Source organism: Pseudonocardia sp. TMWB2A, assembly GCF_017312135.1.
This window is the reverse complement of the sequence record NZ_QKQY01000002.1, coordinates 6,050,399-6,073,710: the sequence shown is the minus strand read 5'-3', so window position 1 is coordinate 6,073,710 and position 23,312 is coordinate 6,050,399. Positions and strand designations below refer to the sequence as shown.

General features: G+C 69.3%; 37 protein-coding genes. 36 read left to right on the top strand and 1 reads right to left on the bottom strand.

Features of this window, described 5'->3' with window-relative positions:
- The 36 genes from rpsL (at position 1) to truA (ending at position 22,631) form a co-directional block, all read left to right on the top strand.
- Positions 1–375 carry a 30S ribosomal protein S12 gene (gene rpsL, locus DMP17_RS42900; protein WP_020622943.1) on the top strand — a complete coding sequence of 125 codons (375 nt, stop codon included), beginning with the start codon at positions 1–3 and terminating at the stop codon, positions 373–375.
- On the top strand, positions 375–845 hold the full coding sequence (gene rpsG, locus DMP17_RS42895; RefSeq protein WP_020622942.1) for a 30S ribosomal protein S7: 471 nt from the start codon (positions 375–377) through the stop codon (positions 843–845). Before rpsL ends, rpsG begins: the two co-directional genes overlap by 1 nt.
- 47 nt (positions 846–892) lie before the next feature.
- On the top strand, positions 893–2,995 hold the full coding sequence (gene fusA / locus DMP17_RS42890; RefSeq protein WP_308253048.1) for an elongation factor G: 2,103 nt from the start codon (positions 893–895) through the stop codon (positions 2,993–2,995).
- A 146-nt stretch (positions 2,996–3,141) separates the two neighbouring features.
- Positions 3,142–4,335, top strand: a complete 1,194-nt coding sequence (gene tuf / locus DMP17_RS42885; protein ID WP_062397848.1) for an elongation factor Tu — start codon at positions 3,142–3,144, stop codon at positions 4,333–4,335.
- A 490-nt stretch (positions 4,336–4,825) separates the two neighbouring features.
- Positions 4,826–5,131 (top strand): 30S ribosomal protein S10, encoded by a 306-nt coding sequence (gene rpsJ / locus DMP17_RS42880; RefSeq protein ID WP_003938093.1) that lies wholly within the window; start codon positions 4,826–4,828, stop codon positions 5,129–5,131.
- A gap of 16 nt (positions 5,132–5,147) precedes the next feature.
- Positions 5,148–5,834 carry a 50S ribosomal protein L3 gene (gene rplC / locus DMP17_RS42875; protein WP_051050086.1) on the top strand — a complete coding sequence of 229 codons (687 nt, stop codon included), beginning with the start codon at positions 5,148–5,150 and terminating at the stop codon, positions 5,832–5,834.
- Positions 5,831–6,505: a 50S ribosomal protein L4 gene (gene rplD / locus DMP17_RS42870; RefSeq protein WP_226353828.1), complete on the top strand. Its 675-nt coding sequence runs from the start codon at positions 5,831–5,833 to the stop codon at positions 6,503–6,505. Before rplC ends, rplD begins: the two co-directional genes overlap by 4 nt.
- Positions 6,502–6,801 (top strand): 50S ribosomal protein L23, encoded by a 300-nt coding sequence (gene rplW / locus DMP17_RS42865; RefSeq protein ID WP_062397845.1) that lies wholly within the window; start codon positions 6,502–6,504, stop codon positions 6,799–6,801. The genes rplD and rplW overlap by 4 nt, the downstream gene beginning before the upstream one ends.
- 16 nt (positions 6,802–6,817) lie before the next feature.
- A complete protein-coding gene (gene rplB, locus DMP17_RS42860; protein ID WP_062397843.1) occupies positions 6,818–7,651 on the top strand; it encodes a 50S ribosomal protein L2 in 834 nt (277 codons plus the stop codon).
- 15 nt (positions 7,652–7,666) lie between these two features.
- Positions 7,667–7,948 (top strand): 30S ribosomal protein S19, encoded by a 282-nt coding sequence (rpsS, locus tag DMP17_RS42855; RefSeq protein ID WP_062397841.1) that lies wholly within the window; start codon positions 7,667–7,669, stop codon positions 7,946–7,948.
- A 37-nt stretch (positions 7,949–7,985) separates the two neighbouring features.
- A complete protein-coding gene (rplV, locus tag DMP17_RS42850; RefSeq protein ID WP_062397838.1) occupies positions 7,986–8,405 on the top strand; it encodes a 50S ribosomal protein L22 in 420 nt (139 codons plus the stop codon).
- A complete protein-coding gene (gene rpsC / locus DMP17_RS42845; protein WP_020622933.1) occupies positions 8,405–9,250 on the top strand; it encodes a 30S ribosomal protein S3 in 846 nt (281 codons plus the stop codon). The genes rplV and rpsC overlap by 1 nt, the downstream gene beginning before the upstream one ends.
- A gap of 3 nt (positions 9,251–9,253) precedes the next feature.
- Complete coding sequence (gene rplP / locus DMP17_RS42840) at positions 9,254–9,673, top strand: 50S ribosomal protein L16 (protein ID WP_020622932.1); 420 nt, start codon at positions 9,254–9,256, stop codon at positions 9,671–9,673.
- Entirely contained in the window at positions 9,673–9,918 is a 246-nt protein-coding gene (gene rpmC / locus DMP17_RS42835) for a 50S ribosomal protein L29 (RefSeq protein WP_020622931.1), read from the top strand. Before rplP ends, rpmC begins: the two co-directional genes overlap by 1 nt.
- Complete coding sequence (rpsQ, locus tag DMP17_RS42830; protein WP_062397834.1) at positions 9,915–10,190, top strand: 30S ribosomal protein S17; 276 nt, start codon at positions 9,915–9,917, stop codon at positions 10,188–10,190. The genes rpmC and rpsQ overlap by 4 nt, the downstream gene beginning before the upstream one ends.
- An 8-nt stretch (positions 10,191–10,198) precedes the next feature.
- Positions 10,199–10,567 carry a 50S ribosomal protein L14 gene (gene rplN / locus DMP17_RS42825; protein ID WP_010228481.1) on the top strand — a complete coding sequence of 123 codons (369 nt, stop codon included), beginning with the start codon at positions 10,199–10,201 and terminating at the stop codon, positions 10,565–10,567.
- Positions 10,568–10,580: 13 nt separating this feature from the next.
- Complete coding sequence (rplX, locus tag DMP17_RS42820; protein WP_062403788.1) at positions 10,581–10,907, top strand: 50S ribosomal protein L24; 327 nt, start codon at positions 10,581–10,583, stop codon at positions 10,905–10,907.
- Position 10,908: 1 nt separating this feature from the next.
- Positions 10,909–11,472: a 50S ribosomal protein L5 gene (gene rplE / locus DMP17_RS42815; protein WP_226353827.1), complete on the top strand. Its 564-nt coding sequence runs from the start codon at positions 10,909–10,911 to the stop codon at positions 11,470–11,472.
- Positions 11,473–11,476: 4 nt separating this feature from the next.
- The gene (locus DMP17_RS42810) at positions 11,477–11,662 is read left to right on the top strand and encodes a type Z 30S ribosomal protein S14 (RefSeq protein ID WP_020622927.1); all 186 of its coding nucleotides are present in this window, start codon (positions 11,477–11,479) and stop codon (positions 11,660–11,662) included.
- 121 nt (positions 11,663–11,783) lie between these two features.
- Positions 11,784–12,182: a 30S ribosomal protein S8 gene (gene rpsH / locus DMP17_RS42805; RefSeq protein ID WP_062397829.1), complete on the top strand. Its 399-nt coding sequence runs from the start codon at positions 11,784–11,786 to the stop codon at positions 12,180–12,182.
- Between the two features lie 17 nt (positions 12,183–12,199).
- Entirely contained in the window at positions 12,200–12,739 is a 540-nt protein-coding gene (gene rplF / locus DMP17_RS42800; protein ID WP_226353825.1) for a 50S ribosomal protein L6, read from the top strand.
- Positions 12,739–13,152: a 50S ribosomal protein L18 gene (gene rplR / locus DMP17_RS42795; RefSeq protein WP_280118285.1), complete on the top strand. Its 414-nt coding sequence runs from the start codon at positions 12,739–12,741 to the stop codon at positions 13,150–13,152. The genes rplF and rplR overlap by 1 nt, the downstream gene beginning before the upstream one ends.
- Before the next feature lie 34 nt (positions 13,153–13,186).
- Positions 13,187–13,822: a 30S ribosomal protein S5 gene (gene rpsE, locus DMP17_RS42790; RefSeq protein ID WP_062397823.1), complete on the top strand. Its 636-nt coding sequence runs from the start codon at positions 13,187–13,189 to the stop codon at positions 13,820–13,822.
- Positions 13,823–13,827: 5 nt separating this feature from the next.
- Positions 13,828–14,013 carry a 50S ribosomal protein L30 gene (gene rpmD / locus DMP17_RS42785; RefSeq protein WP_062403786.1) on the top strand — a complete coding sequence of 62 codons (186 nt, stop codon included), beginning with the start codon at positions 13,828–13,830 and terminating at the stop codon, positions 14,011–14,013.
- Positions 14,010–14,471 (top strand): 50S ribosomal protein L15, encoded by a 462-nt coding sequence (gene rplO / locus DMP17_RS42780; RefSeq protein ID WP_226353824.1) that lies wholly within the window; start codon positions 14,010–14,012, stop codon positions 14,469–14,471. The genes rpmD and rplO overlap by 4 nt, the downstream gene beginning before the upstream one ends.
- 281 nt (positions 14,472–14,752) lie before the next feature.
- Positions 14,753–16,063, top strand: coding sequence for a preprotein translocase subunit SecY (gene secY / locus DMP17_RS42775; protein WP_073576464.1), 1,311 nt, complete (start codon positions 14,753–14,755; stop codon positions 16,061–16,063).
- A 129-nt stretch (positions 16,064–16,192) separates the two neighbouring features.
- Complete coding sequence (locus DMP17_RS42770) at positions 16,193–16,747, top strand: adenylate kinase (protein WP_337832487.1); 555 nt, start codon at positions 16,193–16,195, stop codon at positions 16,745–16,747.
- 56 nt (positions 16,748–16,803) lie between these two features.
- Positions 16,804–17,649 carry a type I methionyl aminopeptidase gene (gene map, locus DMP17_RS42765; RefSeq protein ID WP_073576462.1) on the top strand — a complete coding sequence of 282 codons (846 nt, stop codon included), beginning with the start codon at positions 16,804–16,806 and terminating at the stop codon, positions 17,647–17,649.
- 286 nt (positions 17,650–17,935) lie between these two features.
- Positions 17,936–18,157 carry a translation initiation factor IF-1 gene (gene infA / locus DMP17_RS42760; protein ID WP_010228514.1) on the top strand — a complete coding sequence of 74 codons (222 nt, stop codon included), beginning with the start codon at positions 17,936–17,938 and terminating at the stop codon, positions 18,155–18,157.
- Between the two features lie 61 nt (positions 18,158–18,218).
- Positions 18,219–18,332, top strand: a complete 114-nt coding sequence (rpmJ, locus tag DMP17_RS42755; RefSeq protein ID WP_020622917.1) for a 50S ribosomal protein L36 — start codon at positions 18,219–18,221, stop codon at positions 18,330–18,332.
- A gap of 174 nt (positions 18,333–18,506) precedes the next feature.
- A complete protein-coding gene (rpsM, locus tag DMP17_RS42750; protein ID WP_020622916.1) occupies positions 18,507–18,887 on the top strand; it encodes a 30S ribosomal protein S13 in 381 nt (126 codons plus the stop codon).
- Positions 18,887–19,294, top strand: coding sequence for a 30S ribosomal protein S11 (gene rpsK, locus DMP17_RS42745; RefSeq protein ID WP_020622915.1), 408 nt, complete (start codon positions 18,887–18,889; stop codon positions 19,292–19,294). The genes rpsM and rpsK overlap by 1 nt, the downstream gene beginning before the upstream one ends.
- 17 nt (positions 19,295–19,311) lie before the next feature.
- A complete protein-coding gene (gene rpsD, locus DMP17_RS42740) occupies positions 19,312–19,917 on the top strand; it encodes a 30S ribosomal protein S4 (RefSeq protein ID WP_060710555.1) in 606 nt (201 codons plus the stop codon).
- Positions 19,918–20,008: 91 nt separating this feature from the next.
- Entirely contained in the window at positions 20,009–21,061 is a 1,053-nt protein-coding gene (locus DMP17_RS42735; protein WP_062397812.1) for a DNA-directed RNA polymerase subunit alpha, read from the top strand.
- Positions 21,062–21,063: 2 nt separating this feature from the next.
- Positions 21,064–21,732: a 50S ribosomal protein L17 gene (gene rplQ / locus DMP17_RS42730; protein WP_337832486.1), complete on the top strand. Its 669-nt coding sequence runs from the start codon at positions 21,064–21,066 to the stop codon at positions 21,730–21,732.
- Positions 21,733–21,824: 92 nt separating this feature from the next.
- Positions 21,825–22,631, top strand: coding sequence for a tRNA pseudouridine(38-40) synthase TruA (truA, locus tag DMP17_RS42725; RefSeq protein ID WP_337832813.1), 807 nt, complete (start codon positions 21,825–21,827; stop codon positions 22,629–22,631).
- A 129-nt stretch (positions 22,632–22,760) separates the two neighbouring features.
- On the opposite strand, the gene DMP17_RS42720 is transcribed toward truA, so the two are convergent.
- A complete protein-coding gene (locus DMP17_RS42720) occupies positions 22,761–23,231 on the bottom strand; it encodes a hypothetical protein (RefSeq protein WP_226353821.1) in 471 nt (156 codons plus the stop codon).
- Positions 23,232–23,312: the final 81 nt, after the last annotated feature.

The following is a 23,312-nucleotide window of genomic DNA, read 5'->3' as shown; positions in this document are numbered from 1 at the left end:
ATGCCCACGATCCAGCAGCTGGTCCGCAAGGGCCGCGAGGACAAGGTCTCCAAGACCAAGACCGCCGCGCTGAAGGGAAGCCCCCAGCGCCGCGGGGTCTGCACCCGCGTGTACACCACCACGCCCAAGAAGCCGAACTCGGCGCTGCGCAAGGTCGCCCGTGTGCGCCTGTCCAGTGGCATCGAGGTCACCGCGTACATCCCCGGTGAGGGCCACAACCTGCAGGAGCACAGCATCGTGCTCGTGCGCGGTGGTCGTGTGAAGGACCTCCCCGGCGTGCGCTACAAGGTCATCCGTGGGTCGCTGGACACCCAGGGCGTGAAGAACCGCAAGCAGTCCCGCAGCCGCTACGGCGCGAAGAAGGAGAAGAGCTGATGCCCCGCAAGGGCCCCGCCCCGAAGCGTCCGCTGGTCTCGGACCCGGTCTACGGCTCGCCGCTGGTCACCCAGCTGGTGAACAAGGTCCTCAAGGACGGAAAGCGGTCGCTCGCCGAGCGCATCGTCTACGCCGCCCTCGAGGGCACCCGTGACAAGACCGGCACCGACCCGGTCGTCACGCTGAAGCGCGCTCTCGACAACGTGAAGCCGGCCCTCGAGGTCCGCAGCCGCCGTGTCGGTGGCGCGACCTACCAGGTCCCCGTCGAGGTCCGTGCCGTCCGGCAGACCACCCTGGGGCTGCGTTGGCTGGTCACCTACTCCGGCCAGCGCCGTGAGAAGACCATGGTCGAGCGCCTCATGAACGAGCTGCTCGACGCCAGCAACGGCCTCGGCGCCAGCGTCAAGCGGCGCGAGGACATGCACAAGATGGCGGAGTCGAACCGCGCCTTCGCCCACTACCGCTGGTGACCGGCCGACCGTCGGGCGCCAACTCGCGATCCAGGGAGAGCTGAGCAGTGGCAGCACAGGACGTGCTGACGGACCTCACCAAGGTCCGCAACATCGGCATCATGGCCCACATCGACGCCGGTAAGACGACCACGACCGAGCGGATCCTGTACTACACGGGGATCAACTACAAGCTCGGCGAGGTGCACGACGGCGCCGCCACCATGGACTGGATGGAGGAGGAGCAGAAGCGCGGCATCACGATCACGTCGGCCGCGACGACCTGCTTCTGGAAGAACCACCAGATCAACATCATCGACACCCCCGGGCACGTCGACTTCACCGTCGAGGTGGAGCGGTCCCTGCGGGTGCTCGACGGCGCGGTCGCGGTCTTCGACGGCAAGGAGGGGGTCGAGCCGCAGTCCGAGCAGGTCTGGCGGCAGGCCACCAAGTACGACGTCCCCCGCATCTGCTTCGTCAACAAGATGGACAAGCTGGGCGCGGACTTCTACTTCACCGTTCAGACGATCAAGGATCGCCTGAACGCGACCCCGCTCCCGCTCCAGATCCCGATCGGCTCCGAGAACGACTTCATCGGTGTCGTCGACCTGGTCGAGATGCGCGCGCTCACCTGGCGCGGCGAGGTCGCCAAGGGCGAGGACTACACCGTCGAGGCCATTCCGGCGGACCTCCAGGCCAAGGCCGAGGAGTACCGCACGGCGCTCGTCGAGGCCGTCGCCGAGACCGACGACGAGCTCATGGAGCTCTACCTCGGTGGCGAGGACCTGACGACCGAGCAGATCAAGACCGGTGTCCGCGCGCTGGTGACCAACCGCGCCGCCTACCCGGTCCTCTGCGGCTCGGCCTTCAAGAACAAGGGCGTCCAGCCGATGCTGGACGCGGTGATCGACTACCTGCCGTCGCCGTACGACGTGCCGCCGGTCGAGGGTTTCCTCACCGACGGCGAGACGCCGGCGAGCCGCAAGCCGTCGAAGGACGAGCCGTTCTCGGCCCTCGCCTTCAAGATCGCCGCGCACCCGTTCTTCGGCAAGCTGACCTACATCCGGGTGTACTCGGGTCAGGTCGCCGCCGGCGCCCAGGTCATCAACTCGACCAAGGACCGGAAGGAGCGCATCGGGAAGCTCTTCCAGATGCACTCCAACAAGGAGAACCCGGTCGACGAGGCCGTGGCCGGCCACATCTACGCGGTCATCGGTCTGAAGGACACGACCACCGGCGACACGCTCTGCGACCCGCAGAACCCGATCGTCCTCGAGTCGATGACCTTCCCGGACCCGGTCATCCAGGTCGCCGTCGAGCCCAAGTCGAAGGCGGACCAGGAGAAGCTCTCGCTGGCGATCCAGAAGCTGGCGGAGGAGGACCCGACGTTCCAGGTCTCCCTGGACGACGAGACCGGCCAGACCATCATCGCCGGCATGGGCGAGCTGCACCTCGAGGTGCTGGTCAACCGGATGAAGTCCGACTACAAGGTCGAGGCCAACATCGGTAAGCCGCAGGTGGCCTACCGGGAGACCATCAAGAAGGCCGTCGAGAAGTTCGAGTACACGCACAAGAAGCAGACCGGTGGTTCGGGCCAGTTCGCCCGCGTCATCATCAAGCTCGAGCCGCTCACCAGCGGTGACGGTGCGCTGTACGAGTTCGAGAACAAGGTCACCGGTGGCCGTGTCCCGCGGGAGTACATCCCGTCGGTCGACGCCGGTGCCCAGGACGCCATGCAGTACGGCATCCAGGCCGGCTACCCCGTCGTCGGTGTGAAGCTCACGCTGCTGGACGGTCAGTACCACGAGGTCGACTCCTCGGAGATGGCCTTCAAGGTCGCCGGTTCGATGGCGTTCAAGGAGGCGGCCCGCAAGGCGAGCCCCGCCATCCTCGAGCCGATGATGGCCGTCGAGGTGATGACGCCCGAGGACTACATGGGTGACGTCATCGGCGACCTGAACTCCCGCCGCGGCCAGATCCAGGCCATGGAGGAGCGGGCCGGTGCCCGTGTCGTGAAGGCGACCGTGCCGCTGTCCGAGATGTTCGGCTACGTCGGCGACCTGCGGTCGCGGACCCAGGGCCGGGCGAACTACACGATGGTCTTCGACTCCTACGCCGAGGTTCCGGCGAACGTGGCGAAGGAGATCATCGCGAAGGCCACGGGCGAGTAAGAGCTCCCCGGGGCGGGCCCCAGTGCCCGACCTGCTCGGAGGGTGCGGTCCGCGGATCGGTAAGGTCCGCGGCCCGCACCACCCGACACCCACAGACCTGCCGTCAGCACGGCGGAGTACAGACACGAGTCCAGGAGGACCCAGCAGTGGCGAAGGCGAAGTTCGAGCGGACCAAGCCGCACGTCAACATCGGCACCATCGGTCACATCGACCACGGCAAGACCACGCTGACGGCGGCCATCACCAAGGTTCTGCACGACAAGTTCCCGAACCTCAACGAGGCTTCGGCGTTCGACATGATCGACAAGGCGCCGGAAGAGCGCCAGCGCGGTATCACCATCTCGATCGCGCACGTCGAGTACCAGACCGAGAAGCGGCACTACGCGCACGTCGACTGCCCCGGGCACGCCGACTACGTGAAGAACATGATCACCGGTGCCGCCCAGATGGACGGCGCGATCCTGGTGGTCGCCGCGACCGACGGCCCGATGCCCCAGACCCGTGAGCACGTGCTGCTCGCGCGTCAGGTCGGCGTGCCGTACATCGTCGTCGCCCTGAACAAGGCGGACATGGTCGACGACGAGGAGATCATGGAGCTCGTCGAGATGGAGGTCCGCGAGCTGCTGTCGGCTCAGGACTACCCGGGCGACGACCTCCCGATCGTGCGCGTCTCGGCGCTGAAGGCGCTCGAGGGCGACGACAAGTGGGCCGAGGCCATCGTCGAGCTCATGGACGCGGTCGACGAGGCCATCCCGGAGCCCGAGCGCGACATCGAGAAGCCGTTCCTCATGCCCGTCGAGGACGTCTTCACGATCACCGGTCGCGGCACGGTCGTCACCGGCCGTATCGAGCGCGGCATCGTCAAGGTCAACGAGACCGTCGACATCGTCGGTATCCGGCCGAACAAGACCTCGACCACCGTCACCGGTGTCGAGATGTTCCGCAAGATCCTCGACGAGGGTCGCGCCGGCGAGAACGTCGGTCTGCTCCTGCGCGGTATCAAGCGTGAGGACGTGGAGCGCGGCCAGGTCGTCGTGAAGCCGGGTTCGATCACCCCGCACACCGAGTTCGAGGGCCAGGTGTACATCCTGGGCAAGGACGAGGGCGGCCGTCACACCCCGTTCTTCAACAACTACCGTCCGCAGTTCTACTTCCGGACGACCGACGTGACCGGCGTCGTGACCCTCCCGCAGGGCACCGAGATGGTCATGCCGGGTGACAACACCACCATGAGCGTTCAGCTGATCCAGCCGATCGCCATGGAGGAGGGCCTGCAGTTCGCCATCCGTGAGGGTGGCCGCACCGTGGGCGCCGGCCAGGTCACCAAGATCAACGCGTGACGTGTCGGGGCCGTCCCCCTGGGGGCGGCTCCGTTACCCACCCCCCCGGTCGAGGGTGCCGCACAGCGGTGTGTCATCCTTGACGGGTTGCACGATGAGCATGGCGCGTGGAAGCGCCGCCTCTGTTCCCGGTCTCCGGTAGTCCAGGGGTCGCGTACCACGCGCCATGTTCGTTGTCAGCCCCGGTTCCGCGGTCCGCCGCGCCACCGGGGAGATTCCGAGCGACATGCCCGCCCCAGATGGGGGTGGGACGCGGTGACCCGGGCATAACCATGCGGGTAGGGCGCGACACGCCCGACCTCGTGGACCGGAGAGCCCCGGCAGGACGAGTGCTCCAGGGAACTGGACGCGCGACTCCGGGCCGACAGAGACCTGAACAGAGCACGGGCCGCAGCCGGCCCGCCGGACATCCGGTGGCAGCACGGCGCGAGTTCTTACGGGGCCGAACCGCGACACCCCCGCGGCAGGAAGAAGAGGACGACCGACGACCATGGCGGGACAGAAGATCCGCATCAGGCTCAAGGCCTATGACCACGAGGCAATCGACGCGTCTGCTCGCAAGATCGTGGAGACCGTGACGCGTACCGGTGCCCGGGTCGTCGGCCCCGTGCCGCTGCCTACCGAGAAGAACGTGTACTGCGTCATCCGCTCGCCGCACAAGTACAAGGACTCGCGCGAGCACTTCGAGATGCGCACGCACAAGCGACTCATCGACATCCTCGACCCGACGCCCAAGACGGTCGACGCGCTCATGCGCATCGACCTGCCGGCGAGCGTCGACGTCAACATTCAGTGACGGCGGGGTGGAGACGATGACTGCTGCATTCAAGAAGACGACTGCCACCAAGCAGACGAAGAAGGTCACCGGCCTCCTGGGCACCAAGCTCGGGATGACCCAGTTGTTCGACGAGAACAACCGCATCGTGCCGGTCACCGTGGTCCAGCTCGGGCCGAACGTCGTGACGCAGGTGCGCTCGCAGGAGACCGACGGCTACACCGCCGTCCAGCTGGCCTACGGGGCCATCGACCCGCGCAAGGTGAACAAGCCGGAGTCCGGCCACTTCGCCAAGGCCGGCGTCACCCCCCGTCGCCACGTCCTGGAGCTCCGCACCTCCGACGCCGCCGAGTACACCACCGGCCAGGAGGTCACCGTCGAGGCGTTCGCCGAGGTGGCCGAGGTCGACGTGGTGGGCGTGACCAAGGGCAAGGGCTTCGCCGGTGTCATGAAGCGCCACGGGTTCAAGGGCCTGGGCGCCTCGCACGGCACGCAGCGCAAGCACCGTTCGCCGGGCTCCATCGGCGGCTGCGCCACCCCGGGCCGCGTGTTCAAGGGTGTGCGGATGGCCGGCCGGATGGGTTCCGACCGCCAGACCACGCAGAACCTGAAGGTCCACCGGGTGGACGCCGAGCGCGGGCTGCTGCTCGTCAAGGGCGCCGTCCCCGGTCCGCGCGGTGGCCTCGTCGTGGTGAAGACCCCCGCGAAGGGTGATGGCAAGTGAGCACCGTGCAGATCAAGACCCCCGAGGGTTCCGCCGGCGGCAGCGTCGAGCTGCCGGACCACGTCTTCGACGTGACGGCGAACATCGCCCTCATGCACCAGGTGGTGACCGCGCAGCTCAACGCCGCGCGTCAGGGCACGCACGACGTGAAGGGTCGCGGCGAGGTCCGCGGCGGTGGCAAGAAGCCGTACCGGCAGAAGGGCACCGGTCGCGCCCGTCAGGGCTCGATCCGCGCGCCGCAGTTCGCCGGTGGTGGCATCGTCCACGGCCCGACGCCCCGCGACTACTCGCAGCGGACCCCGAAGAAGATGAAGGCCGCCGCCCTGCGTGGCGCCCTCTCCGACCGGGCCCGCGCCGGCGCCGTGCACGTCGTGTCCGCCTTCTCCGAGGGCGACGCGCCGTCGACCAAGGCCGCCCGCAAGGCGATCGAGGCCGTCGTGCCCGACGCCCGCCGGGTGCTCGCGGTCGTCGAGCGTTCCGCGGAGAACGCCCTGCTGAGCCTGCGCAACCTGCCGCAGGTCCACCTGATCGCGCCCGACCAGCTGAACACCCACGACGTGCTCGTCAACGACGTCGTGCTGTTCACGCAGGCGGCGCTGGACGAGTTCCTGGCCGGCCCGATCGCGAAGCCGAAGGCTGCCGGCCGCCGCGCTGAGGAGGCCGACAAGTGATCACGGACCCGCGGGACGTGCTGCTCGCGCCGGTCGTCTCGGAGAAGAGCTACGGGCTGCTCGACGAGCGCCAGTACACCTTCGTCGTGGCACCGGACGCGAACAAGACCCAGATCAAGATCGCCGTGGAGAAGGTGTTCGGGGTCAAGGTGACCAGCGTGAACACGCTGAACCGCCCGGGCAAGCGCAAGCGCTCCCGCACCGGCTACGGCAAGCGCAAGGACACCAAGCGCGCGATCGTCACGCTCTCCGAGGAGAGCAAGTCGATCGACGTCTTCGGTGGCCCGGCGAGCTGAGGGAGCGAGCTGACCCATGGCCATTCGTAAGTACAAGCCGACCACCCCGGGCCGTCGTGGCTCGAGCGTGTCGGACTTCGCCGAGATCACCCGGGACACCCCCGAGAAGTCGCTGCTGCGCCCGCTGCACAACAAGGGCGGCCGCAACGCGCACGGGCGGATCACCACCCGTCACCAGGGTGGCGGACACAAGCGCGCCTACCGTCTGATCGACTTCCGTCGTAACGACAAGGACGGCGTGCCGGCGAAGGTCGCGCACATCGAGTACGACCCGAACCGCACCTCGCGGATCGCACTGCTGCACTACGCCGACGGCGAGAAGCGCTACATCATCGCGCCGGCGAAGCTCAAGCAGGGCGACAAGATCGAGAACGGTCCCCGGGCCGACATCAAGGTGGGTAACAACCTGCCGCTGCGCAACATCCCGACGGGCACCGTGGTGCACGCGATCGAGCTCCGCCCCGGTGGCGGCGCCAAGATCGCGCGCTCGGCCGGTGTCGGCGTCCAGCTGGTCGCCAAGGACGGGCCCTACGCGCAGCTGCGGATGCCCTCCGGCGAGATCCGCTACGTCGACGTGCGCTGCCGCGCCACCGTCGGCGAGGTGGGCAACTCGGAGCACGCCAACATCAACTGGGGTAAGGCCGGCCGTATGCGGTGGAAGGGCAAGCGCCCGACCGTCCGTGGTGTCGTCATGAACCCGGTGGACCACCCGCACGGTGGTGGTGAGGGCAAGACCTCCGGTGGTCGCCACCCGGTGAACCCGGCGGGCAAGCCCGAGGGCCGTACCCGCAAGAGCAAGCCGTCCGACAAGTTGATCGTCCGCCGGCGTCGTACCGGCAAGAAGCGCTGAGCAGGGAGGTAAGACATGCCGCGCAGCCTGAAGAAGGGCCCCTTCGTGGACGACCACCTGCTCAAGAAGGTGGACGTCCTCAACGAGTCCGGCAAGAAGACCGTCATCCGCACGTGGTCCCGTCGGTCCACGATCATCCCGGACATGATCGGTCACACCATCGCCGTGCACGACGGCCGCAAGCACGTCCCGGTGTTCGTGTCCGACTCGATGGTCGGTCACAAGCTGGGCGAGTTCGCCCCCACCCGGACCTTCCGGGGCCACATCAAGGACGACCGCAAGGCGCGTCGGCGCTAGTAGCCGGCCCGAGTAGCGACTAGGAGAGGTGGAGAAAATGGCAGAGACCACTGCCGAGACCACCGGCGCTGCGCTCGAGCCGACTCGTGCGCGCGCCGTGGCGCGGTTCGTCCGCAGCTCGCCGACGAAGACCCGTCGTGTCGTGGACCTGGTCCGCGGCCTGCCGGTCGACGAGGCGCTGGCGATCCTGCGGTTCTCGCCGCAGGCCGCGGCGGAGCCCGTCGCGAAGGTCGTGGCGAGCGCCGCGGCCAACGCCGAGAACAACCTGGACCTGGACCCGGAGACCCTCGTGGTCGCCGTGGCGATGGTCGACGAGGGCCCGACGCTGAAGCGGATCCGGCCGCGCGCCCAGGGGCGTGCGTACCGCATCCGCAAGCGGACGAGCCACATCACCATCGAGGTCGAGTCGGTTCCGCAGAAGGCCGGCCGTCGTGGTGCGAAGGGGAGGGCCCGCTGATGGGGCAGAAGATCAACCCGCACGGCTTCCGCCTGGGCATCACCACGGACTGGAAGTCGCGCTGGTACGCCGACAAGCAGTACTCCGAGTACGTCAAGGAGGACGTCGAGATCCGCCGCATGCTCTCCAAGGGCATGGAGCGGGCCGGCATCTCCAAGGTCGAGATCGAGCGCACCCGGGACCGCGTGCGGGTGGACATCCACACCGCGCGTCCGGGCATCGTGATCGGCCGTCGTGGCGCGGAGGCCGACCGGATCCGGGGCAACCTCGAGAAGCTGACCAAGAAGCAGGTCCAGCTGAACATCCTCGAGGTCAAGAACTCCGAGTCCGACGCGCAGCTCGTCGCCCAGGGCGTCGCCGAGCAGCTGTCGAACCGGGTCGCCTTCCGGCGTGCGATGCGCAAGGCCATCCAGTCGGCCATGCGCAGCCCGCAGGTCAAGGGCATCCGGGTCCAGTGCTCGGGCCGCCTCGGCGGTGCCGAGATGTCGCGGTCGGAGTTCTACCGCGAGGGTCGGGTCCCGCTGCACACGCTGCGTGCCGACATCGACTACGGCCTGTTCGAGGCCCGGACCTCCTTCGGCCGCATCGGCGTGAAGGTCTGGATCTACAAGGGCGACGTCGTCGGTGGCCGCCGCGAGGGCGTCCCGGCCGCCGCCGAGGCCCCGGGCCGCGGCCCGCGCCGCGAGCGTCCGGCCCGGCGCCGTTCCGGTGCCTCGGGCACCACTGCGACCAGCACCGAGGCCGGGCGTGCCGCGCAGAGCGCGGGCCAGGCCGGCGGCGCCGCGACGGCGACCGCCGAGGCCCCGGCCTCCGGTGAGAACCAGAGCAACGGTGGGGAGAGCTGACCGATGCTGATCCCACGCAAGGTCAAGCACCGCAAGCAGCACCGTCCCAAGCGCAAGGGCATGGCCAGCGGTGGTACCGCGGTCACCTTCGGCGACTGGGGCATCCAGGCGCTGGAGCCGGCCTACGTGTCCAACCGGCAGATCGAGTCGGCGCGTATCGCGATCAACCGGCACATCCGTCGTGGCGGGAAGATCTGGATCAACGTCTTCCCGGACATCCCGATGACCAAGAAGCCGGCCGAGGTCCGCATGGGTTCCGGTAAGGGTTCGCCCGAGAAGTGGGTCACGAACGTCAAGCCGGGCCGGGTGCTCTTCGAGATGAGCTTCCCGAACCGCGAGGTGGCGCACGAGGCCCTGACCCGTGCGATCCACAAGCTGCCCATGAAGTGCCGGATCGTGTCCCGTGAGGGTGGTGACATCTGATGGCGAGCAGTGGCAACACCAAGGCCGCCGAGCTGCGCGAGCTCTCCGACGAGGAGCTGGTCGTGCGTGTCCGGGAGGCCAAGGAGGAGCTGTTCAACCTCCGCTTCCAGATGGCCACCGGGCAGCTGGACAACAACCGGCGGCTGCGGGCCGTCCGTCACGACATCGCGCGGTGCTACACCGTGATGCGCGAGCGTGAGCTCGGCCTTTCCGCCGCACCGACCGAGAGCGAGGGCGCGGCGTGAGCGACGAGCAGAAGAACGACGAGCGCGGGGAGCGCAAGGTCCGCGAGGGCCTGGTCGTGTCCGACAAGATGGAGAAGACGATCGTCGTCTCCCTCGAGGACCGGGTGAAGCACCCCCTGTACGGCAAGGTCATCCGCCGGACCAGCAAGGTCAAGGCGCACGACGAGGGGAACACCGCCGGTATCGGCGACCGTGTCCGCCTCATGGAGACCCGTCCGCTGTCGGCGACCAAGCGCTGGCGGCTGGTGGAGATCCTCGAGAAGGCCAAGTAGGAGTCGAAGTGATCCAGCAGGAGTCGCGGCTGCGCGTCGCCGACAACACCGGTGCCAAGGAGATCCTGTGCATCCGGGTGCTGGGCGGCTCCGCGCGGCGCTACGCCGGGATCGGCGACGTCATCGTCGCCACGGTCAAGGAGGCCATCCCCGGCGCCGGCGTGAAGCGTGGTGACGTCGTCAAGGCGGTCATCGTGCGCACCAAGAAGGAGAAGCGCCGTCCCGACGGCAGCTACATCCGTTTCGACGAGAACGCCGCCGTGCTGATCAAGGCGGACAACGGACCTCGGGGGACCCGTATCTTCGGCCCGGTCGGGCGCGAGCTGCGCGACCGCAAGTTCATGAGGATCATCTCCCTGGCCCCGGAGGTGCTCTGACATGAAGGCGAAGATGAAGGTCAAGAAGGGCGACACCGTTCTGGTGATCGCCGGCAAGGACAAGGGTGCACGGGGCAAGGTCATCGCGGCCTACCCGGAGCGCCAGCGCGTGCTGGTCGAGGGCGTGAACCGGATCAAGAAGCACACCCGGATCAGCCAGAACCAGCGCGGGGCCGAGAGCGGCGGGATCGTCACCCAGGAGGCCGCCATCCACGTCTCGAACGTGATGGTGTGCGACTCCGACGGCAAGCCGACCCGTATCGGCAAGAAGGCCGTCGAGGGCGAGGACGGCACCACCCGCCGCGTCCGGATCTCCAGGCGCAACGGGAAGGAGATCTGAGATGACCACGGCTGAGAAGACCCTGCCGAGGCTCAAGCAGCGGTACCGCGACGAGATGCTCGACAAGCTCCGCGAGGAGTTCGGCTACACCAACGTCATGCAGATCCCCGGCCTGACCAAGGTCGTGGTGAACATGGGTGTCGGTGACGCCGCCCGCGACTCGAAGCTGATCGACGGTGCGCTGCGGGACCTGGCCACCATCACCGGCCAGAAGCCGCAGCTGCGTCGCGCCACCAAGTCCATCGCGCAGTTCAAGCTGCGCGAGGGCATGCCGATCGGTGCGAAGGTGACCCTCCGCAACGACCGGATGTGGGAGTTCCTCGACCGTCTCCTGACCATCGCGCTGCCCCGTATCCGCGACTTCCGCGGCCTCGAGGGCAACCAGTTCGACGGGCGTGGCAACTACACGTTCGGCCTGAACGAGCAGTCGATGTTCCACGAGATCGACCCGGACTCCATCGACCGGCCGCGGGGCATGGACATCACGGTCGTGACCACCGCGACCACGAACGCCGAGGGCCGGGCGCTGCTGCGCCACCTGGGCTTCCCGTTCAAGGAGAGCTGAGCGAATGGCGAAGAAGGCGCTCATCAACAAGGCGAACGCGAAGCCGAAGTTCGCCGTGCGGGGTTACACCCGCTGCAACAAGTGCGGCCGGCCGCGTGCCGTGTTCCGCAAGTTCGGCCTCTGCCGCGTGTGCCTGCGAGACATGGCGCACGCCGGCGAGCTGCCGGGTGTGAGCAAGTCCAGCTGGTGATCCGACCGCCCCGCGTCCGCGGGGCAGCGGATCCGATCGCCGCAGGCCCGCACCGGTGCGGTGCCCCGCACAGGGGCGCCGCGCCGGTACGAGGAACCACGGCGGGAAAGAGACAGACACCATGACGATGACCGATCCGATCGCAGACATGTTGACCCGTCTGCGGAACGCGAACTCGGCCTACCACGACCGCGTCGTGATGCCCCACTCGAAGCTGAAGGTCGCCATTGCGGAGATCCTTCAGAAGGAGGGCTACATCGCGGCACACCACACCGAGGACGCCGAGGTCGGCAAGTCCCTGGTCGTCGAGCTGAAGTACGGCCGCAACCGCGAGCGCAGCGTCGCCGGTCTGCGCCGGGTGTCCAAGCCCGGTCTGCGTGTGTACGCGAAGTCGACGAACCTGCCGCGGGTCCTGGGTGGCCTCGGCATCGCGATCATCTCGACCTCTCAGGGTCTGATGACCGACCAGCAGGCCTACCGGAGCGGCGTGGGCGGGGAAGTCCTCGCCTACGTCTGGTGAGAGAGGGGTAACGAACGATGTCGCGCATCGGAAAGCTGCCCATCACCGTCCCGTCGGGCGTGGAGATCACCATCGACGGCCGCACGGTCACCGCGAAGGGCCCCAAGGGCACCCTGTCGCACACCGCTGTCGAGCCGATCACGATCGAGCGTGACGACGACGGCACGGTGCTGGTGAAGCGCCCGAACGAGGAGCGTGAGGTGCGGGCCTACCACGGCCTGACCCGCTCCCTCGTCAACAACATCGTGGTCGGCGTCAGCGCCGGCTACGAGAAGAAGCTGGAGATCCACGGCGTGGGTTACCGCGTGCAGCTGAAGGGGCAGAACCTCGAGTTCGCCCTGGGCTTCTCGCACCCGGTCGTCATCGAGCCGGCGGAGGGCATCACCTTCGCGGTCGAGTCGCCGACCCGGTTCTCGGTCTCCGGCATCGACAAGCAGCTGGTCGGCGAGACCGCTGCCAACATCCGGAAGCTGCGCCGCCCCGACCCGTACAAGGGCAAGGGTGTGCGGTACGCCGGCGAGCAGGTCCGCCGCAAGGTCGGAAAGACGGGTAAGTGATGGCCGAGACGAACGAGACGGTGTCGGGTTCCGCCCGCCGCCGGATGGCGTCCCAGGTGGCGCGCAAGCGCCGCGACTCGCGCATCCGCCGGCACGCCCGGCTCCGGAAGAAGATCTCCGGGACGCCGGTGCGTCCGCGGCTGGCGGTCAACCGCTCCTCGCGGCACATCACCGTCCAGCTGATCGACGACCTGGCGGGCCACACGCTGGCCTTCGCCTCCTCGCTGGACGCCGAGGTGCGTGGCGTCGAGGGCGACAAGAAGGCCAAGGCGGCCAAGGTCGGCGAGCTCATCGCCGCCCGGGCCAAGGAGGCGGGCATCTCCACGGTCGTGTTCGACCGCGGCGGGCTGGCCTACCACGGCCGCATCGCGGCCCTGGCCGACGCCGCCCGCGAGGGAGGCCTGGAGTTCTGATGAACCAGACCGAGAAGATCGAAGGGACTGTCTGATGCCGGGACGTACGCGGCGTGACGGCGGAGCCCCGGGCGGCAGCGGTGGGAACGACAACCGCAACAACCGGGACCGCCGGGACGGTGGCCGTGGCGGGGCGGCCCAGGACAAGACCCCGTACATCGAGCGGCTGGTCACGATCAACCGCGTGGCCAAGGTCGTCAAGGGCGGCCGCCGGTTCAGCTTCACCGCGCTGATGATCGTCGGCGACGGTGACGGCCTGGTGGGCGTCGGCTACGGCAAGGCCAAGGAGGTGCCGGCCGCGATCGCCAAGGGCGTGGAGGAGGCGAAGAAGAACTTCTTCCGCGTCCCCCGCATCGGCGGCACGATCGTGCACCGCGTGCAGGGTGAGGCCGCCGCCGGCGTCGTCATGCTGCGCCCGGCCTCCCCGGGTACCGGTGTCATCGCCGGCGGCCCGGTCCGCGCGGTGCTGGAGTGCGCGGGGATCTCGGACATCCTGTCCAAGTCCCTCGGCTCCGACAACGCCATCAACATCGTGCACGCCACGGTGGCGGCGCTGAAGTCGGTGCAGCGTCCGGAGGAGGTCGCGGCCCGCCGCGGCCTGCCGCTGGAGGACGTCGCCCCGGCGAGCATGATGCGCCAGCGCGCCGAGGCCGACGCGGCGAAGGTGTGAGCGACATGGCCACGTGGAAGATCACCCAGGTGAAGAGCCGGATCGGCTGCAAGCAGAACCAGCGCGACACGCTGCGCTCGCTCGGCCTGCGCAAGATCCGGCAGTCGGTGGTGCGTGAGGCGGACCCGCAGACCCGCGGTTACGTCCACACCGTGCGCCACCTCGTGACCGTGGAGGAGGTGCAGTCGTGAGCGAGAACGAGAACTCCGTCATCAAGCTCCACGACCTGCGGCCGGCCCCGGGCTCGAAGAAGGCGCGGACCCGTGTGGGTCGCGGTGAGGGCTCCAAGGGCAAGACCGCCGGTCGCGGTACCAAGGGCACCAAGGCCCGCAAGACGGTGTCCCCGCGCTTCGAGGGCGGGCAGATGCCGCTGCACATGCGGCTCCCGAAGCTCAAGGGCTTCAAGAACCGCTTCAAGGTCGAGTACCAGGTCGTGAACGTCGGCGAGCTGGCCACCCTGTTCCCGAAGGGTGGCGAGGTCGGTCCGGCCGAGCTGGTCGAGGCGGGCGCGGTTCGCAAGAACCAGCTCGTGAAGGTCCTCGGCGAGGGCGAGCTCTCGGGCGTCGCCCTGACCGTGAAGGCCCACAAGTTCTCCGCGTCCGCGCGCGAGAAGATCTCGGCGGCCGGCGGCTCGGTCTCCGAGCTGTAGGCCCCACCGCACGTCCCCCGGCGCCGTCCGTGGCGCCCGCTCCACCCCAGGTGGACCGGGCCCGTGGGCGGCGCCGAGGCGTTTCCGGGCCGCTGTTACAGTCACTTCCGGACCGAGTGTCCACCGATTACCTGGCGCGCCCCGTGGGCGCGCAGCCCCCGCCGGTACACACCGGCCCGGGTGTCCCGCGAGGCGCGGAACGCGCGTCGACCAACCCGGCCGACCCCTCAGGGGCCGGCGCAGGCGGTGTCGGGCCGCCGACGTCGTAGGAGGATCACCGAGTGCTCAGCGCAGTCCGGGCGGCCCTGACCACGCCGGATCTCCGCAAGAAGATCCTCTTCACGCTGGCGATCGTGGCGGTGTACCGGCTCGGGGCGAACATCCCCTCGCCGGGGGTGTCGTACCCCAACATCCAGGAATGTGTCCGTCAGGTCGAGGGCGGCGACAACGCCAGCGTCTACTCCCTGATCAACCTGTTCTCCGGCGGGGCACTGCTCCAGCTGTCGATCTTCGCGCTGGGCATCATGCCCTACATCACCGCGAGCATCATCGTGCAGCTGCTGCAGGTCGTCATCCCGCGGTTCGAGCAGCTGAAGAAGGAAGGCCAGTCCGGCCAGGCCAAGCTCACGCAGTACACGCGGTACCTGACGATCGGTATCGCGGTGCTGCAGGCCACCGGCTTCGTGGCGCTGGCCGAGCGCGGTCAGCTGTTCCAGGGCTGTGCGCTGCCGATCATCCCGGACTCGTCGGTCTTCACCCTGATCGTCATCGTGATCGTCATGGTCGCCGGGACCACGCTGGTGATGTGGCTGGGCGAGCAGGTCACCGAGCGCGGCATCGGCAACGGCATGTCGCTGCTGATCTTCGCCTCCATCGCGCACCGCATCCCCGCCGAGGGCCGGCTGATCCTGGAGAACTCCGGCGGCCTGGTCTTCGCCGGCGTCTGCGTCTTCGGTCTCGCGATCATCGCCAGCGTCGTGTTCGTGGAGAACGGCCAGCGCCGGATCCCGGTGCAGTACGCCAAGCGCATGGTCGGCCGCCGGATGTACGGCGGCACCTCGACCTACCTGCCGCTGAAGGTCAACCAGGCCGGTGTCGTGCCGGTGATCTTCGGTAGCTCGCTGCTCTACCTGCCCGACCTGGTCGCCCGGCTCGCCGGGAACGACGGCGGCTGGTTCCAGCAGTTCGTGCAGACCTATCTCGTCGATCAGTCCAATCCCGTGCACATCGTGTTGTACGTAGCACTGATCATCTTCTTCACGTACTTCTACGTCGGCATCACGTTCAACCCCGACGAGCGCGCCGAGGACATGAAGAAGTACGGCGGCTTCATTCCGGGCATCCGCCCGGGGCGGCCCACCGCGGAGTACCTGAACTTCGTGCTCAGCCGCATCACGCTGCCGGGATCGCTCTACCTGGGCCTCATCGCGGTGCTCCCGAACTTCTTCCTCGGGATCACCGGCAGCGGCCAGAACCAGAACTTCCCGTTCGGCGGCACGGCCGTGCTGATCATGGTCACCGTGGGCCTCGACACCCTGAAGCAGATCGAGAGCCAGCTCATGCAGCGGAACTACGAGGGTTTCCTGCGTTAGGCTCGCCGGAACGTGGCCGAGCGGGAACCCCGGTGCGGGGCCCCGGCCCCGATCGTGGTGCCTCGGGCATCGTGTGCCGGCGAGGACGCCGGCGCCATGGACGACAAGACTTCAGGAGGTCGGGTTCTCGTGCGACTCGTTCTGGTGGGACCGCCCGGTGCCGGCAAGGGGACCCAGGCTGAGCAGATGGCCAAGCGGCTCGACGTCCCGCACATCTCGACCGGGGACCTGTTCCGGGCGAACCTGCGTGACGAGACCGAGCTCGGTCGCGAGGCGAAGCGCTACATGGACGCCGGGGACCTCGTCCCCGACGAGGTGACCGTCGGGATGGTGCGCGACCGGCTCGGCGACGCCGACACGGCAGGCGGCTTCATCCTCGACGGCTTCCCGCGCAACGTGGCCCAGGCGGGCTCCCTCGAGGAGATCCTGTCCGACAAGGGCCTGGAGCTCGACGCCGTCGTCCAGTTCGACGTCGACGACGAGGTCGTCGTGCAGCGGCTGCTCGGCCGCGGCCGCAGCGACGACAACGAGGACACCATCCGCAACCGGCAGCGGGTCTACCGCGAGGAGACCGCTCCGCTGCTGGACCACTACCGTGACCGGCTGGTCACGATCGACGCCGTCGGCGAGATCGACGAGATCACCGACCGGGTCTTCTCGGCGCTGCACAACCGCAACGGCTGAGACCCGGTCGGCGCCGGCACCACCGGCGCCACGGCGGGGAACCGAGGGACGGACACATGAACGGTCGCGGCGGCATCCGCGGGGCCATCGCCCGCTACCGGGGTCGGGACATCGAGCTCAAGACCCACGGTCAGCTCGAGGCGATGCGGGTGGCGGGCGCGCTGGTCGCGGCCACGCTGGCCGCGGTCACCGAGCACGCGAAGCCCGGTGTCAGCACGGCGGAGCTCGACGCGCTCGCCGAGCAGACGATCCGCGACGGCAACGGCGTCCCCTCGTTCCTCGGCTACCACGGTTTCCCGGCGAGCATCTGCGCCTCGGTGAACGAGCAGATCGTGCACGGCATCCCGTCGCCGAAGCAGGTGCTCGCCGAGGGAGACCTGATCTCGGTGGACTGCGGCGCGATCGTCGAGGGCTGGCACGGCGACTCCGCGGTGACCATCGCCGTCGGGGACGTGTCGCCGGAGGACCTCGCCCTGTCCGCGGCCTGCCGCGGCGCGATGGAGGCGGGGATCCTCGCCGTCCGCGACGGGGCCCGGCTGACCGACGTCTCCTACGCCATCCAGGAGGCGTGCCGGTCCGCGGCGCTGGCCGACCGCGCCGACTACGGGATCGTCGCCGAGTACGGCGGCCACGGCATCGGCACCTCGATGCACATGGACCCGTTCCTGCCCAACCACGGCGAGCCGGGCAAGGGGCCGCGGCTGCGCCCGGGCATGGCCCTGGCCGTCGAGCCGATGCTCGTCGCGGGGGACCCGGACACCCTGGAGCTCGAGGACGGCTGGACGGTCGTCACCGCGGCGGGCGGCCGGGCCGTGCACTGGGAGCACACCGTCGCCGTCACCGAGGACGGGCCGTGGCTGCTGACCGCGCCCGCCGGCGCACCGGACCGCCCCGGCGCCTGAGCCCCGCGCCACCGGTACCCGACGCGCTCCGCGCAGGTACTGGTCCGTGACCGGGTCGGTCCGTTACCGTCGGCCTCCCGGGCGTCTACCACGCCCGTCACCCCCGCCTGCACCGGCCTCGCACGGCCTCCGTACACTGGACCATCGGCGCGTCCTGTGACGTCCGCTCCGTGTGCTCCGTGTATCCCACAGTGTTCCCGGTCCGGCTCCGTCCGCGCGCGCCGAACCGGTCGTCGGCACCGCTGTCGACCGGGGCAACCGACACCTGTCACGGATAGCGGAGGACATGGCCAAGAAGGACGGGGCGATCGAGGTCGAGGGCCGGGTCGTCGAACCCCTGCCGAACGCGATGTTCCGGGTGGAGCTGGAGAACGGCCACCGGGTTCTCGCGCACATCAGCGGGAAGATGCGCCAGCACTACATCCGGATCCTTCCGGAGGACCGGGTGGTCGTCGAGCTGTCGCCCTACGACCTCAGCCGCGGCCGCATCGTCTACCGCTACAAGTGACGACCAGCTCCACCACGGTCGGTCGCGAGACCCACAAGAACGACACACAGAGGCAGACGACGTGAAGGTCAAGCCGAGCGTCAAGAAGATCTGCGACAAGTGCCAGGTGATCCGCCGCCACGGCCGGATCATCGTGATCTGCTCGAACCTGCGCCACAAGCAGCGCCAGGGCTGAGCAGAGCGGTACCGGTCGCGATCCTCTGATCGCGCAGCAGAAGCCCCCGATGCACCTGCCGGGCCACACGGGCCCGGTAGTACCCCCGGAACCAGGCCGGGGCCCGTTCAGCTCAGCGGCGGAACGGGACGGGCATCGGGAAGACCTGGGACGACAACAAGGAGACAACGCCGCATGGCACGTGTTGCCGGCGTCGACCTCCCCCGCGAAAAGCGGTTGGAGATCGCGCTCACCTACATCTTCGGGGTCGGACGGACCCGGTCCAAGGAGATCCTCGAGGCCACGGCGCTGAGCCCCGACCTCCGGTCGAAGGACCTGACCGACGAGGACGTCAGCAAGCTCCGCGAGTACATCGAGGCGAACCTGCAGGTCGAGGGTGACCTGCGCCGTGAGATCCAGGCGGACATCCGCCGGAAGATCGAGATCGGTTCGTACCAGGGCATCCGTCACCGTCGCGGCCTTCCGGTCCGCGGCCAGCGCACGAAGACCAACGCGCGCGGCCGCAAGGGCCCGAAGAAGACCGTCGCCGGTAAGAAGAAGGCAGGTAAGAAGTAATGCCGCCCCGCGCACGTCAGGGTGCCGGACCCAAGAAGGTCCGCCGTCGCGAGAAGAAGAACGTCGCGCACGGTCACGCCCACATCAAGTCCACGTTCAACAACACGATCGTGTCGATCACCGACCCGACCGGTGCCGTCATCGCCTGGGCCTCGTCCGGGCACGTCGGCCTCAAGGGCTCGCGCAAGTCGACGCCGTTCGCCGCGCAGCTGGCCGCCGAGAACGCCGCCCGCAAGGCGATGGACCACGGCATGAAGAAGTGCGACGTCTTCGTCAAGGGCCCGGGCTCGGGCCGCGAGACGGCGATCCGCTCGCTGCAGGCAGCCGGCCTCGAGGTCGGCACCATTTCCGACGTGACCCCGCAGCCGCACAACGGCTGCCGTCCGCCCAAGCGGCGCCGGGTCTAGGGGAAGGGAGAACCACCATGGCTCGCTACACCGGCCCCATGACCCGCAAGTCCCGCCGACTGAAGACCGACCTCGTCGGCGGCGACCAGGCGTTCGAGCGTCGTCCCTACCCGCCCGGCCAGCACGGCCGGATCCGGATCAAGGAGACCGAGTACCTCCTGCAGCTGCAGGAGAAGCAGAAGGCCCGCTTCGGCTACGGCCTGCAGGAGAAGCAGCTCCGCGCCTACTACGAGGAGGCGCACCGCCGGGAGGGCAAGACCGGCGACGAGCTGCTGCAGATCCTCGAGTCGCGCCTCGACAACGTCGTGTACCGCGCGGGCCTCGCCCGCACCCGGCGCATGGCCCGTCAGCTGGTGAACCACGGCCACTTCCTGGTCAACGGGAAGAAGGTCGACATCCCCAGTTACCGGGTGTCGCGCTACGACATCATCGACGTCAAGGACAAGTCGCGGAACACCGACCCGTTCGTCATCGCCAAGGAGACCCAGGGCGACCGCCCGGTCCCGGCGTGGCTGCAGGTCGTCCCGTCGACCCTGCGGATCCTGGTCCACCAGCTGCCCGAGCGCGCTCAGATCGACACCCAGGTCACCGAGCAGCTCATCGTCGAGTTCTACTCGAAGTAGCTCGACACGCCGTCGCCCCGCAGGGAGGGGCGGCGGTTCTCACTGCGACATCAAATAGCGGTTGTCGCAGGTGCGAAGGAGGCACACACCCATGCTGATCTCTCAGCGACCCTCACTGGCCGAGGACGTCGTCACCGAGACCCGGTCGCGGTTCGTCATCGAGCCGCTGGAGCCGGGCTTCGGTTACACCCTCGGTAACTCCCTGCGCCGGACGCTGCTGTCGTCGATCCCCGGTGCCGCCGTCACGTCCATCCGGATCGACGGCGTCCTGCACGAGTTCACCACCGTGCCGGGGGTCAAGGAGGACGTCACCGACATCATCCTCAACCTCAAGGAGCTCGTCGTGAGCTCCGAGGAGGACGAGCCGGTGACGATGTACCTGCGCAAGCAGGGCCCGGGTGCGGTCACCGCGGGGGACATCGTCCCGCCCGCCGGTGTCACCGTGCACAACCCGGACCTGCACATCGCCTCGCTCAACGACAAGGGCCGGCTCGAGGTCGAGCTCGTCGTCGAGCGCGGTCGCGGGTACGTCCCGGCGATGCAGAACAAGGCCACCGGTGCCGAGATCGGCCGTATCCCGGTCGACTCGATCTACTCGCCGGTGCTGAAGGTGACCTACAAGGTCGAGGCCACGCGAGTCGAGCAGCGCACCGACTTCGACAAGCTCATCCTCGACGTCGAGTCGAAGCCGTCCATCACCCCGCGGGACGCGCTGGCCTCGGCCGGCAAGACCCTGGTCGAGCTGTTCGGCCTGGCCCGCGAGCTGAACGTGGACGCCGAGGGCATCGAGATCGGCCCCTCCCCGCAGGAGGCGGACACCATCGCGGCGTTCGCGATGCCGATCGAGGAGCTGGACCTCACGGTCCGGTCCTACAACTGCCTCAAGCGCGAGGGCATCCACACGGTCGGCGAGCTCGTCGGCCGCAGCGAGGCGGACCTGCTCGACATCCGCAACTTCGGCGCCAAGTCGATCGACGAGGTCAAGATGAAGCTCGTCGGTCTCGGCCTGGCCCTCAAGGACAGCCCGCCCGGGTTCGACCCGTCGGCGGCGGCGAGCGACTACGGCGTCGACGGTGGGAGCGGGTTCGACCCGGACACCTTCGGTGACGACGGTCAGGACTACGCAGAAACGGAGCAGTTGTAGCCATGCCCCAGCCCACCAAGGGTGCCCGCCTCGGCGGGTCGCCCGCGCACCAGCGGCTGATCCTGGCCAACCTGGCGACCTCGCTGTTCGAACACGGCCGGATCACCACCACCGAGGCCAAGGCCCGGCGGCTGCGTCCGTACGCGGAGCGGCTGATCACCAAGGCCAAGGCCGGCGACCTGCACAACCGGCGCGAGATCATGAAGGTGATCCGCGACAAGTCGGTCGTGCACCGCCTCGTCACCGAGATCGGCCCGTTCTTCGCGGACCGCAACGGTGGCTACACCCGGATCACCAAGACGATGCCGCGCAAGGGCGACAACGCCCCGATGGCGGTCATCGAGCTGGTCCAGCAGAAGACGGTCACCGACGAGGCGAACCGTGCCCGTCGTTCGGCCGCGTCCCAGGCCGCGGCCGCCGCTCCGGCCGCCGCGGACGAGGACACCACGGTCGAGTCGACCGAGGCCACCGAGGCCGAGGTCACCGCCGCCGACCAGGCACAGGAGGCCGCCGAGAAGGCGGTCGACGCCGCGGTCGAGGCCGAGGAGGTGGCCCCGGGTTCCGAGGCCGCCGACAAGGCCGTCGACGCCGCTGCCGCCGCGGAGGAGGCCGCCGACGAGGCGTCCGAGGCCGCCGAGGACTCCAAGGGCAAGAAGGAGTCCGGCTCCTGAGCCGACTGCACCACACCGACGAGCCCGCCGTCATCGACGGCGGGCTCGTCGGCGTTTCCGGTGCCCCCGGCCCGGGGGCCGGCACCGTGCGGCTGCGGCTCGACGTCGCCTACGACGGCACCGACTTCTCCGGATGGGCCCAGCAGCCGACCCGGCGCACCGTGCAGGGCGTGCTCACCGAGGCCCTGTCGACCGTGCTGCGCACCCCGCTGCGGCTCACCGTCGCCGGGCGCACCGACGCCGGGGTGCACGCGTCCGGCCAGGTCTGCCACGTCGACCTCCCCGAGACGCTCGCACCGCAGGTCGACGGCCTGCTGCGGCGGCTGAACCGGCTGCTCCCGCCCGACGTGCGGGTGCACGACCTCGGGCGGGTGCCCGACGCCTTCGACGCCCGCTTCTCCGCGCTGCGCAGGCACTACCGCTACCGGGTCACCACGGCCCCGTTCGGCGCCGAGCCGCTGCGGGCGCGGGAGACCGTCGCCTGGCCGTACCCGCTGGACCCGGAGCCGATGAACGCCGCCTCGGCACTGCTGCTGGGCGAGCACGACTTCGCCGCGTTCTGCAAGCGCCGCGAGGGCGCGACGACCGTGCGCGCGCTGCAGCGCTTCGACTGGTCGCCCGCGCCGGGCGAGCCGGGCGTGCTGGTCGCGGCGGTCTCGGCGGACGCGTTCTGCCACTCGATGGTCCGCAGCCTGGTCGGCGCGGTGTTCGAGGTCGGCCGGGGGCGCAGGCCCGCCGACTGGCCCGCGGGACTGCTGCGCCGCGAGCTGCGCGCCTCCGAGGTGACCGTCGCGCCGCCGCACGGCCTGTCGCTGACCGGCGTCGACTACCCCGCCGACGACGAGCTCGCCGCCCGCGCCGAGCGGACCCGGCGGATCCGGGTACCGGGCGAGGGCTGAACGGCCCCCGGCGCGATCCGGTCCGGAACGCGGCCCGCGCACTGCGGCCGTGTCGCTGCGCCGCGACCGGTCCGAACGCGACTGGGTCGCCCGGTGCGACCGGTCCTGGTGCGGACGGGGCGAGCGGCCTCAGGAGACCGGCCGCACCCAGGCCGGGTGCGGCGGCCCGGGGACCCGGTGCGTCCGGCGGGTGTCGAGCGCCAGGGCCACGACCAGCCAGACCAGCGAGACCGACCAGCCCGTCAGGGCCAGCGAGCCGAGGAGGTACAGCGGCTCGGTCGGCCCGGCGGACAGCCCGGCGACCTCCAGCAGCACCGACAGCGGGGCGCGCACCGAGTCCTCGGTGTCGCCGAAGTCGGGCATCAGCAGCCCGCCGGCGAGCAGGAACCCGGCGCAGGCGACGAACGGGGCGGCCACCGCCGGGCCGAGCACACGGCGTCGCAGCACGGTCAGCGACAGCACCGTCGGGACCGCCAGGAGGGCCGGGCCGACCAGGGTCACGATCAGGATGATCAGGAACCACCCCGGCGCGGTGAACCGCAGGGCGGCGAAGGCCAGGAGGGCACCGGCCTGCAGGGCCACGTTCAGGTTCGTCCGCATGCCGACGATCGTGGCGGACCGGGCCCGTCCGCGGAATCCGCAGGACTACGGGCCGGACGGAGCAACCCGTGTCAACAGTCG